The 12306-nt window shown below is 60.0% G+C and carries 7 protein-coding genes; all 7 read right to left on the bottom strand.

Translation table 11 applies throughout. The annotated features are described in order from the left end of the window. Nucleotides 1–36: 36 nt before the first annotated feature. The 7 genes from GGD65_RS37945 to GGD65_RS37915 all read right to left on the bottom strand — a co-directional run bounded on the left by GGD65_RS37945 (nucleotide 37) and on the right by GGD65_RS37915 (nucleotide 12136). Nucleotides 37–1137: a polysaccharide pyruvyl transferase family protein gene (locus GGD65_RS37945; RefSeq protein WP_183238513.1), complete on the bottom strand. Its 1101-nt coding sequence runs from the start codon at nucleotides 1135–1137 to the stop codon at nucleotides 37–39. Nucleotides 1138–1262: 125 nt separating this feature from the next. Next, the gene (locus GGD65_RS37940) at nucleotides 1263–1712 is read right to left on the bottom strand and encodes a hypothetical protein (protein ID WP_183238512.1); all 450 of its coding nucleotides are present in this window, start codon (nucleotides 1710–1712) and stop codon (nucleotides 1263–1265) included. 39 nt (nucleotides 1713–1751) lie between these two features. Further along, nucleotides 1752–5585: a glycoside hydrolase family 99-like domain-containing protein gene (locus GGD65_RS37935; RefSeq protein ID WP_183238511.1), complete on the bottom strand. Its 3834-nt coding sequence runs from the start codon at nucleotides 5583–5585 to the stop codon at nucleotides 1752–1754. A 173-nt stretch (nucleotides 5586–5758) separates the two neighbouring features. Further along, a complete protein-coding gene (locus GGD65_RS37930; RefSeq protein ID WP_246783547.1) occupies nucleotides 5759–7831 on the bottom strand; it encodes a tetratricopeptide repeat protein in 2073 nt (690 codons plus the stop codon). Next, nucleotides 7828–9171, bottom strand: coding sequence for an HlyD family type I secretion periplasmic adaptor subunit (locus GGD65_RS37925; protein ID WP_183238510.1), 1344 nt, complete (start codon nucleotides 9169–9171; stop codon nucleotides 7828–7830). Before GGD65_RS37925 ends, GGD65_RS37930 begins: the two co-directional genes overlap by 4 nt. Then, nucleotides 9161–11395 (bottom strand): peptidase domain-containing ABC transporter, encoded by a 2235-nt coding sequence (locus GGD65_RS37920; protein WP_183238509.1) that lies wholly within the window; start codon nucleotides 11393–11395, stop codon nucleotides 9161–9163. The genes GGD65_RS37925 and GGD65_RS37920 overlap by 11 nt, the downstream gene beginning before the upstream one ends. A 126-nt stretch (nucleotides 11396–11521) precedes the next feature. Further along, nucleotides 11522–12136, bottom strand: a complete 615-nt coding sequence (locus GGD65_RS37915; RefSeq protein WP_183238530.1) for a methyltransferase domain-containing protein — start codon at nucleotides 12134–12136, stop codon at nucleotides 11522–11524. Between the last annotated feature and the right edge of the window lie 170 nt (nucleotides 12137–12306).

The following is a 12306-nucleotide window of genomic DNA, read 5'->3' as shown; positions in this document are numbered from 1 at the left end:
TTGTTCCTTGTCGTCCCGGGATCCGGCTTGAGATGGTCAGCTTTTAGCGACGAGTTTGTTTGCTGTGAGAAATCGCATATATGCAGGATAGAGTCCTTGATAGCGCCGCGCGAGGCTGCCTAGCCCGACACGACCATATAGTTGCGCGACATCGATCTCATCGAGGTCAACGATGGAGACGAACGGCATGCCGAGGAACCGGCACATATCCTCAGTTCTAGTATCGTGACAGATGACGAGAGCGGGAACGCCACGCTGTAGAGCGATCATGCAACCGTGAAATCGACTGCCGAAGACGAAGTCGTAGGTCTCAACGGTATCAAGCCAGTCATCCACGTCAAAAAAGACTCGCACGTGATCGGCCGCCCACTTTCGTATGTCGGCCTCGGGAGCGACCCCTGTCAAGAACGTCGAAAGCTCCTTCAGCGAGTCCTCAGCATTCCGAGCTTGCTTGTCTCCCAACCTGATTTCGGCCTGTTCGCTTTGGGCAACGAAATCCGCTTTCCAGGTTATTCCCGTCTTGTAGATCTCGCGCACGAGCCGAAGCATCCTTTCCTTGTCAAAGGAATGAACGATGACGTCGCGAGACGCGTTGATCGAAAGGCGCTTGACCTCTTCAAACGGCTTTCGGGGGATGTTCATGCCGTGAGGCCCCCCCATGTAGTAGGAAGGGCAACCGGTCACGGTCACATTGTGCACACCACGAAGCGCGAGAACTTCTTGCGTGTAGGGGCCCCGAACGCCGATGCTGACAGCACGTTCGGCAATCACCTTCACGAACCGCTCGGTGCCAGGCATCAAGCTTATATTTGGGTCGTAGTTGCTTGATTGAGCTCCAAGACCCACTATCGCCACCGGCAGGTCGGCCCGCTCGATATATTGCGCCATGCCGCCCAAATCGAATTTTGGAAACAGGAAGTTGGCCGCCGCAACGACGATCATGTCGAAGCGCTCATGGACCGCCCTGGGATCGATACTGTGATCCCACGAGAGGTCGTCATATACGATACGATCAAGCAGCCCGCGCGCAATCAACTGGTTCCCGGTATTGCCTCCGGTCTTCACCAGCTTTGAAATTGGATCTTCGCCAACTTCCGCGGAAAAGCTCGGCGTTGCTCCAAGCAGAAAAATCTTCACTGTACTCCTCCGGCGGCGATGTCGATCCCAAACCAATATGTAGCGCGCTTATTCCCACCCATATTTCTCTTCACCACCATCGTCCGAATAACTTTGCGGCCACAACAAGGATCTTCACCGCATCTTTATCCTACCTTCCCTCTGATCGCTGATTTCCATTGCACCGCCTCGGCTTCGTAGTCAGCCGCAGGCGATCGCCCTTCTCCGCCGCCAATCGATAGAAAGTGTGCTTCTGCCGACTTCACCCGACCATCTCTAACGGCTGCCGCGACGTCGGGATATTTGCCGAGATACCATTCGGCATCTACGGCCGGCCCTCCTCCGCGGCGGCCCTCAAAGTAGCCAAAGCCTATGTAGTGCATGTGTGCACTTTCGAGCTCCCCACGAGAAACGGCCTTTGCGACGTCGGGATTCTCCCGCAAATAGCTGTCCTCGTCGAAATCGGCAGCGGCTATGGCGATCTGTAGCAACAGCTTGAGCAAGCCTGCCGGCACCTTGACATGGCCGGAACCATCCAAAGCGGACTTGTCGAGGTTTAAGGCACTCATCAACGATTCAGCAGAAGGCACAAACATCAAATCACCCAAAAACGCCCTTAGTTGCAGTCACCACGATCACTTCCCGGCCGCACCGCGCGCCGCAACCTTTGCCGTCCGCTTCGGCTTCTCGGCGTCGCTGACTGTTCCCAGCAATTGTACCGACACCTCGTCGAGGTAGGCAGCCTGCGCTTCGAGTTCCCGCTCTCCGAGGCCGAACCGCTCGCGCGCGAGGCGGTGCATCGTATCGATCTCTTCGATGTGCTTTTGCGCCTTCAACGAATGGGTGACGCTTGCCGCATGGCGACGGTGAACGTTGAGGGGATCGGCGACATAGGCAATTTTCGCGCCCGGTGCCGCAAGCGCCTCAAGATAGAGCAGCCAATCACCAGCCATTCGGAAGTCCGTTAGACGGTCGCGGCACGCACTCAGCGCGAGCAACAGCGCCTCCCGACGCCACAGAACCGAGCTGACATTTAGAATCGTATTCCGGACACCGAGGTAACGGGCTGCGAAGTCGCGACCGCCGAAGATCTCGTTGCGCGATAGCGCACCAGGCTCGATCGTGGCGTAATACGGTTTATAGCTCGCATAGAGATACGCGCCGTCGGCATCGATGGACTTCGAGTCGGTAAAGCCGATGGCGATGTCCGGATCGTCCTGCATGAGCGCGAGCAGGCTGGAGATGAAGGTCGGCTCCGAGAGATCGTCGGCCTCGGCGATCCAAAGGAACTCCCCCTTCGCCATCTCGGCAGCCTTCGCCCATTGCGCGAACACCGAGCCGGAATTCTGTTCATTGATGACGAGGGTGAGATCACGCTGGCGCTGGTCCGCAAGCTTCATAATGACGGAAATGCTGTCATCGGACGAGCAGTCGTCCAGCACGATGATTTCCTCGACCGGATGGTTCTGGTCGAAGATGGTGTAAAGTCGCTCCGGCAGGCAGTGCGCATAATTGTAGTTGGGCACTGCGACGGAGACGGTGGGCACGGATGGAACGGCAAGCCGCAGGAGATCGCGGACATAGTCTGCGAAGGCGAACTTTGTCTGGATGATCTCAGCCATGCGGGCACGCTCGGCGTCAGATGGCATCCAGCGCAGACAATTCTCCACGGCCTGTGCCATCGCCGGCGTATCGCAATAGGGCACGACGCGGCCGACGTTCTCCTTGAGAAGGAAGCCCGGAATGCCACCGGAGTCCTGAAATGCAACGACGGGCACGCCGACGCTGAGCGCCTCCAGCGCCACCGTCGGGAATGGGTCCTCGCGTGAGGTCAGCGCGTAGACGTCTGAGGCGGAATAGAGCGCCTGCATGTCCGAACGATAGCCGACGAGATGGAAATGGCCGGTGGCCTCGGCTCGCTTGATCTCCGGTCCCAGCCATTCCTGCAGGCTTGGATCGATGCCGCCGGCCCAGCAGAAATGAACGTTTGCATTGCGTCGTCGCGCCAGGTTCCAGACTTGCAGAAAAAGGTCAAAGCCCTTGCGCAGGTCGGCATAGCCAACGCCCAGCACCATCTTGTCGGCGGGCGCAATGCCAAATTCCTTGCGAACGAGCGCGGCCTCCGTCGGCGCCGGCTCGATCTGCTTGTAGCTGCCCTGCGCGCGAATGAGGAAACGCTCGTCGGTCGCGTCAAGCCCGAGCGCTTCGACGAGCTTGTCGCGTACGAAGTCCGAGGCGAACACGACATGATGCGCACTACCGATCGCCGCCCGTGCGATCTCCTCCAGGCGCTTCTCATGCAGGATCCGCGGCAGTTCGTGCACCAGGGAAACGGTCCGAAAGCCCATATCAACGAGAAACTTCGCGGCGCGCCCGCTCGCCGCCGTGTTGGCGATGGCTGCCGTAAAGCCCTTTTCCCGGAAGTGTCGCAGCGTCGCAGGAATCTGCGAGGCCTGGTTGAGCACGGTGAGTGGAGCGACTGAGGCGTATTCGGCCTCCATCGCTCCGCCCTGAAGCAGGAGATATTCGACCTCGATATTGAAGGCGCTGCGCAGCGTCTTGCCGATGTTGAGCAAAAGATGCTGCGCGCCGCTGGGGAACGCATCATGTCCGACCAATAGAACCTTGGGCAATGACAGGTCCCGTGTCAGACCAGTAGCCGCACGTGCAGTGGCATTCAGGTAGGCCGAGCCGAAATGCAGATCAGGCTCGAGATAAGCCCCTTCACACCATTCGTTCCAGGCGTTGATACAGACGAACGACTCGCCGAAGAAGGTGTGGATCTGCGCCTGGTCGACCAGCGCCGACAACCACGCTTCATATTTCTGCGGGGTCGAACCCTGGATCACCAGGCCCGAGCCCTGCCGGCGGGCATCATTGTCCCAGCTCGGCACCACCGTCTTGATCAGCGGAAACTTCGGACGCGGCTCCTCAAGCGAATATTTGGCGACATCATCATAGCTATAGATCTGGCCCGCATAAGTGTCGTCCAGGATCTTGGCTTCGGAGTTCACCAACGGCACGTATTTGGTCAGCTTGTGCGGCGGAAACTCGATCGCGCCGTCCATGCCGTTCGCAGCCGGATCATAATCATCAAAACTCTGGCTCATGATGATGATCGGATCTTCGTTGAATTTCTTCGCGAAGATCGATCGCCAGCGCGCGATCACACTCGCCGTATTCGGAATGAGGCGCGGCCGGTAGATCATCAGGAGCGGCCGGCCCTGGATGCGAATGTAGCGCTTGTCCTTGAAGTGCCGGTTGAAGTCGGACAACAGGCGCTCGTCATCATCGGAGAGGTAGTCCTGCGAGATCAGGATTTCGCCCTCCATGCCGTCCCAGCGCCGTGTCCAGTTCTCGTTGGCCCACATCAGGCAGAACGGCATGTTGATATCGCGCGTCTTGAGGAACTGCTCCAGCGGCTTTTCCAAGAGGCGCTTGCCGTTGAACCAGTAGTAATAGTACACAAATCCGTGGACACCCGCCGCCTTGGCGAGCTTCGCCTGCTTGCGCATGGTCTCGATGTCGGCGAGCGAATAGAAGCCGAGGTCGCGCGGGATCCGCGGCTGGTAGTGATCCTTGAAGCGCGGAATGCCGCGCGCGATGTTCGTCCACTCGGTGAAGCCGGTGCCCCACCATTTGTCGTTCTCAGGAAAGGCGTGAAACTGAGTCAGATAGTAGGCCAGCACCTTGGCGCGCGGCTTGGCGCCGGCCGGCAATGGGCGCAGCTCCTCGAACAGTGGGCTCGGCCGGGTGAACCGCTTAATCTCCGCCGGGATCGTGGCTTCGTTCTCCGGAGGTGACGGATAGATGCCATCCTCATGGCGATGCTCGAGATAATGCAGAAGCGGATTCTGGTCCGTCTTACCCTTGAAGTAGCGCTGAATGTAGAACTTGGTGTCGAAATCCGCTGACGGGTTGCGCCCTTCCTTGTAGCCATGAAAGATGAAGTGCTCGAACGGATCGACGCCGGCCGCGGCGACGTCCTGGTAGGCTTGAAGATAGTATTGCGCGTCAAATTCCGGGATCGGGCTGAACGGGCCCAAGCGGTTCTTGAGATAGTGCGCAAGCGGGCTCTCGCCTTCTGGAATGCCGTACTTCTCCCGATACCAGGCCGGTTGAAAATAGGGGCTTGGCCGCCGTCCATCGCGCTCCCCGACCGTCCCATAATGCAAGAACGGATGCGCATCCGCCTCCTGCACATCAGGATAGGTCGTGACGTACCAGATCGGGTCGAAGATCGGATTTGGCTTACGACCTTCCCTGTAGCCATAGAGGAAGAAATGCTCGAATGGATCAGCGCCGACCGCGATCACGTCCGGATAACTCGCGGCATAGAAGTCCTCGTCGAACAGACCGAGGCCCTTGAGGGTGCGCGCGGCATCTGCAAGGTCCGCGGCCGGCGCTAGCTGCTCAACTTCGCGCGACGGCTCCGGCTGTCTGCTCGCCGGTTCCTCGGCGGTCAACACCTTCGCAGAACTGTTTGGCTTTGTGGCACCCGGTTCTGCCTTGGATTGCAGCCTTGTGGCAGCGCTGCGCCTTGCCCGAGGTTCTCTCTGACCGGCGTCGCGCGCAAGCTTCGAAAGGAAATCAGCCATTGTTACTCATTCATGCATTGGACGCTTCGTTTCGCACTGGCAGACTAGCGCAAAGTTTCTGTCTCCGCTGTGAAGGCCTGATCGCGTGTCGCGCCGATCGACTGGAGGCGCCGCACGGCCCCTTCATTGCGTTGCCGCGCCGCGTATTGATACCAATTGACCGCCGCGTCGCGATCTTGCGCGATGCCTCGGCCCGACATCAACGCGTCGCCCACCGCAACCTGCGCTTCCGCCATGCCTCGCTCGGCGGCCCTCTGGAACCATTCCATCGCCTTCGTCACGTCAGCCTCGCGCCCCTGTCCCTTCCCGAGCATCACGGCGAGGTTGTACTGCGCAACCGTGTGTCCCTGCTCCGCAGCGGCCTCGTACCAGTTCACACCCTCTGCAAGATCCAGACCCACACCGGCGCCCGTGCAGTACATGACGGCGAGCTGGAATTGCGCCGCCGCATGCCCCGCGCGCGCCGCCTTGGCTATCCACGATGACGCTGCCTGCGCATTCCCCACGCCGCTCTTCGGATCCAGATGAAGAAGTCCCAGCATGTACTGCGCCTCGACATAGCCGGCATCGGCCGCGCGCGTGAGCCAGGGCGCGGCGCCTGGCATATCGGCGGTCCCGCCGAACTTGCCCATCTTCAGGGCGCCGAGTTGAAACGCCGCCGGCGGATGACCGGCTTCCGCGGCCTCGGCTAGCAAAGAGTGCGCGCGTGCAACGCTTTCGTCGGACGCATCCTGATGAAGCAGAAAAAGCGCATAGGCGGTCTTGGCGTCAGGATCTCCGCTGTCCGCGGCCCTGCTCAGCCATTCCGACGCCATTTCTTGATCTTTCGGAACGCCCACTCCCGTCGAATAGAGCTTTCCGAGCTGCACCTGTGCGGCGTTGATGCCGCCATCGGCTGCGCGCTCGAACCATTTGATCGCGACCTCCACGTTGCGTTGAACGCCGGAGCCGTTGAGATAGAAGATCGCAACGTTGAACGCCGCGGTGGCATGGCCGTTCTCGGCCGCACGTTCGAACCACTTCGCGGCTTGCCGAATATTGGGCGAGACGCCGACACCAGTTGCATGGAAGCGGCCGACGAAGAATTGCGCCTGCACATCGCCGCGCTCGGCCGCCTTCTCGTACCAGACCGCCGCTTCCCGAAGATCGGGCTCGGCGTCGGCTCCATGCGAATAGAATTCCGCGAGCGCCTGGATTGCGGGAAAGTAATCCTTCCGCGCCGCCTTGCGCAGCGCGGTCTCGGCGCGATCGAGGTCTTTGGCGACGCCCCGTCCGCCGAGCCGTAACAGACCGATGTTGTAGAGCGCGATCGGATCATCATGCGCGGCCGCACTCTGGAACAGGCGCGCCGCTTCGGTGGGGTCCTCGGGCATACCAGCGCCGCCCTTCAACATCATGAATGCGAGCGCAATCTGCGCCCTCACGTGATCCTGCGCGGCGGCCTTGCCATACCAGATCGCAGCCTGCGCGAAATCGACGGGTACGCCGCGTCCCTGATAATGAACATCGCCGAGCGCGAACTCGGCCGGGGCAAATTTCTGATCGGCCGCCGCCTGATACCAACGAAGTGCAGCAGCGAAGTCCTTCGTGCACCCCTGCCCCTCGCTGTAGAGATTGCCCAGGATGGTCTGGGCTTCCGCTTTGCCGGCTTCGGCCGCGGCCGATATCCAGCGAAACGCGGCACTAATGTCTTTGGCGACACTGGTCCCGTATGGGAATACAAGGTGATGCACATTCGATGCGGTATCGCCCAATCGCGCGGCGGAGGATTGACGCCAAGTCTCCGGCCTATTCGGTCCGAGGCTGGCATTAGCTCCGTACAGATAGATGAGGCCGAGCTGATATTGCGCCTCGACGTGACCTCGCCGCGCCGCACGTTCGTACCATACCGCCGCATCCGGGATACTGCCTACGACTCCCTGGTTCTTGGCGTAGAGCATGCCGATCCGATAGTCCGCTTCCGCGTCACCGTTTTGCGAATCACGCTTCCAGAGCTTGAGCGCCTCCAGATAGTGACCGCGCTCGAACGCGGCCTCCGCTGGACCAAGCCGCCTTTCGACGGATCCGGAAGACACAGGCCGAAGCCACTGAAGAAGCGATCGGGTCAACGGCATCATGGCTCACGCATGGCTTCCCGGATGCCCTTCAGCATTCCGCCAAGCAGATACATTCCGACCGCCCGCGTGCCGACATGGACGTCTCCCGCAAGTGTCATGCCGGGAATCAGGCGGAAGTTGTTCGGGACATCCTTGAAGTTGGTCGAGTCCACCGAGCACCGCGCCTTGTAGTAGGCATCGATAGGCTTTCCATCTTCGTCGGTGGTGAAGGCGCCCTCGCTGATCCAGCGTACTTTGCCGTCGGCTGTACCATGCTCCGCGGCATTGAACGCGTCGATCTTCATCGTGCAGGAGTCTCCGGGCCGGATGAAGCCGACATCCCGCGAGGCGATACGAATCTCGGCCTCGAGCTTGGTGTCGGTCGGCATCAGCGTAATGAAGGGATCGCCGGGCTTCAGGACCGATCCGACCGAGAGCCTTGCCATCGTCAACACGACAGAGTCCTCGGCGGCAGTCAATCGGACCAGATCCTGATGCTTGAGTGCCTTCTCGTAAGAGGTTCTCGCCTCGTCGAGCTTGTTGCGGGTCGTCACCAGATCCTGGCTCAGCTGCGCAAACCATTGCTGCCTGAAGGCGTCACGGTCCGCGATCGCCGCGGCGAGCGTATTCTGGGCTTCGATCAGGCTGTTGTGGGTGTTCTCCAGGGTCCGCAGCAACTCAAGCCGCGCGTCCTGGGAGATGAACATGTTGAGCTGCGAGCCCGTGCCGTGCTCGGCCAGCGTCGTGCGCATGGTCTCGATCTTCTGCAAGATCTCGTCGCGCTGCCGATATCGCGCATCGTCGCCGCGAAGCTTCTCGATCGTCGCCTGGGTCTGCTTGATCTTCGAATCGAAGCTGTTGATCTGCGCGGTATATTGCGCCGTCCGCTGATCATAGAGCGCCTTCTGCAAAGTCGCGTATTTCTGGTAGTCGGAGTCCGGCCTGCTCGCAAAGACCAGCGGATGCTGGTTCAGCTCGGCTTCATCGCGCGCTACCTGCGTCTCGAGGCTTGCGATCTGCAACTTCGCCTGCGTCAGGTCCGCCGACGTAAAGGTCGCGTCCAGGGTCGCAATAAGCTGTCCCGGCTGCACCTGCTCGCCTTCCCGCACATCAATCGTCTTGATGATCGATGGATCAAGCGCCTGGAGGACGCTGATCTGTCCCACCGGCACGATCCGGCCCCCAACACTGGTGATGACGCGATCCATCCGCGTCAGCGCCAGAATGGCAACGATCGTGACCATGAAGGCCGACAGCACAAACAGCGTTGCTCTCGCGATCAGAGGCTCGGCCTCCTCTCGGATCGCATCCGTTTCCGATTGAAATTGGCGAACAGTCGCAAGCGCGCCATCAGGAGACAAGTGTCGGACTCCGGAATCTCGGCCGATCGTTGCGGGCTGCCGGCACCAGATGCGTGTTCTGCTGATACCACAGCGAGCTGTAGATATCGTTGCGCTCCAGGAGTTCCTCATGCCGCCCGATATCGTCGACCACACCACGATTGAGCACGAGAATCGCATCTGCCTTCGTCAGAGACGACAACCGATGCGAGATGATGATCAGCGTTCGGCCATGTGCGATACGCGTTATGTTAGCGTTCACGATCGCCTCGCTGTCGGCGTCGAGCGCGCTGGTCGCCTCATCGAGAATCAGGATCGGCGGATTAACGATCAGCGCACGCGCGATCGCAAGCCGCTGCCGTTGCCCTCCCGAGAGGTTCGGCGAACCTTCATAAATATGCGTCTCGTAGCCACGCGGCAGCTTGTCGATGAATTCTTCCGCGCCCGCCAGCCTCGCCGCCCTGACCACATCATCAAAGGACGCGTCCGGCTTGGCCGCGGTGATGTTTTCGCGGATGGTCCCGCTGAACAGGAAATTCTCCTGGAGCACGACGCCGACGTTACGACGGAGATGGTCGATGTCGTACTCGCGAACGTCGATCCCATCGATCTTGATCAATCCCTCATAGTCGGAATGTAGCCGCTGCAATAGCCGTGTAATCGTGGTCTTGCCGGATCCGCTCTTGCCCATCACACCCAAAGTTGTTCCCAGCGGGATTTCGAAAGAGATATTGTTCAGCGTCGGCGATAGCGCTCCCTTGTATTTGAAGGTGACGCCGGAGAACTCCACTCTGCCCTTGAGCGGCGAACGCACGCCATGGCCGGAACGCCCCTCTTCTGCCGGCCGGTTGACCAGACTGCCGACAATTGCAACCGCACTTCGCGCCTCGTCGTACTGATTGATGAGCTGCGCCATCTGCATCAGCGGACCCGAGACACGCTGCGACAGCAACAGGAAGGAAAATAGCGCCCCGATATAGACCGGATCATTGCTTTCAAGTGCGAGATAGACGCCGAGCGCATAGGAGCCGCTGACAGCGAGCCGCTCCAGCGGACGCACCACCGACTGGATGGCGTTTCCGGTCATGCCTTCCGCAAGTCGGGCCTTGGCAACGCGTGCGACCAGGACATCCCACATGTGGCGCTGCCGCGCATCGAGTGCGAGCGACTTGATCGTCCGGATGCCATTCAAGGTTTGCACCAGAAAAGCGCCCTGCGCGCCCTCCGCGGCCAACACGGCGGTCGACGCCTTGCGGTAATTCGGCAGCATCAGGACGAGCCACGCGACGATCAAGCCCGCCAAGGCGAGAACCACGAACGTCATGACGGGGCTGAAGAAGAACATGACCGGTAGGAAGAAGATCAACGTCGTGGAGTCGAGGATGGTGCCGAATAATTGCCCCATCAGGAACGTGCGGATGCGAAAGACTTCGCGAATGTCGCGCGCGACGAGGCCGACGGCCGTCTGCTCGAAATAGTCGATGGGGAGGTTAAGGACCTTTTCGAAGACGTAGGTCGACAATTTGACGTCGAGCCTGGTCGTCAAGCGATGGACGAGGAACTGCCTCAAGAATGAGAACGCCGCCTCGAAAGCTATGACCGCCAGCATCGCAACGCAGAGCACATAGAACGTGTTGTACGCTTTGTAGAAGATCACCTTGTCCGACAACAGGCGCCAGAACATGATCGGCGCTAGGCCGAGAAGCCCGAGGATCACGGCGGCAATCGCGACGTCGCGGACCATGCGGCGTTCGCGGAACAACAACGCGGCCACGAGGCCGAAACTGAACGGCTGCGCTTCGTCCGATATCTCGTAGTTGCGCTTGACCAGGACAACATCGCCGGACCAGATGTCTTCAAATCGTGGCTGGTCGATCACGAGCAGCGCGTCTTCCGCGGCGTTCGGATCCCTCAGCACCATGCGCGTATTGTGGGCGTCTCCCTCGACACGCAGGAGCACCATGTGGCTCCCATTGCGAAGCCGAACGATGACCGGGAGCGCCTTCTTCAGATGCGCTAGTCCGCCCCAATCGAGCTCGACGCACTTCGCGCGCATGCCCGCTTTCTCCGCGCAGCGGACAATCTGATCGAGCGTGATGTTCTCGTCTGCCAGAAGGTTGTCTTGAATGAGCTGCGAGGACGTGAGGTGCAGCCCGTGCTGTCGTGCGACGATGATCAGGCACCCCAGTGCCGATGCGGGTGCTGCGTCGGCAAGGTTCTGTTCACCGACACCGTGGACGGTCATGGACGTCAAGCCATCTGCCATTTATGTTAAGACTTTCACGCTCAGCTATAAGTATAACATTGCGTAACAAAAAGGCCAGCAACACTTATCGTTGAAATTGTAGGGAATGGCCGCACTCTCAGTAGGTCAGGCCGGGACTTCCCGAAAATTGAAGCCGGATTCTAACAAAGACGTCTGGATGCCTTCACCGTCGGCCCCGGGCATCAGCGCAAGCGCGCAGACCTCGAAATTTTGCGTGCGGACTGAAACGGTCGGAAAGCCGGCCATCAGCAGCAGATTGCCGAGTCGCTCCGCCGTAAATCCGGTGCGATGAGCCATGTAGACGCGCCCCTCCTCGATCGCGTGCGAATGGCCGTAGAGCATGTCGAGCGGCCTGATGGGCCCCGCCGGCGAATGATAGGCTATTGCGGCAATGCCGTGCTCGACGATGAACTGAGCGACCGATTCCACATCCGGGCTCATGATCAACGCGAATCCATCGGGCTTCAGGACCTGGTGGAACTGACGCAGCGTCGGATAGACCTCGTGGGCATAGAGGTGTTCGAGCACGTGCGATGACCAAACCGCGTCGAAGGACTGAGGCGCGAACGCACCGCTCAACTCAAGGATCGAGCCGAGCACATCTGGCTTGACGTCCGGGTCGATGTCGAACCGGGTCTCCTCCCAGCCATCGTCGACGATCATTCGGGCAATGCGCTGGGCCGTACCGGGTCCCGAGCCCGCATTGAGCAAGCGTTTCATCTTGGCAGACAAGATCCGTTCCTGGCATGGGCGCCCAGAGGGCGCCGGGTGACAACATTAGCCCTCAGCATCGAAGCAAGACATGGCAATGATAAGACGACAATAGGTCGAAGACGTCTTTACTCTTGAGAGACAAAGCAAAAGCCCCGCCGTGAGCGGGGCTTTCACAA

The sequence above is a fragment of the Bradyrhizobium sp. CIR18 genome (genome assembly GCF_014198295.1).
In the GTDB taxonomy this organism is placed as follows: Bacteria; Pseudomonadota; Alphaproteobacteria; order Rhizobiales; family Xanthobacteraceae; genus Bradyrhizobium.
The sequence above is the reverse complement of the archived record's forward strand: the minus strand, read 5'-3'. Positions and strand labels throughout refer to the sequence as shown.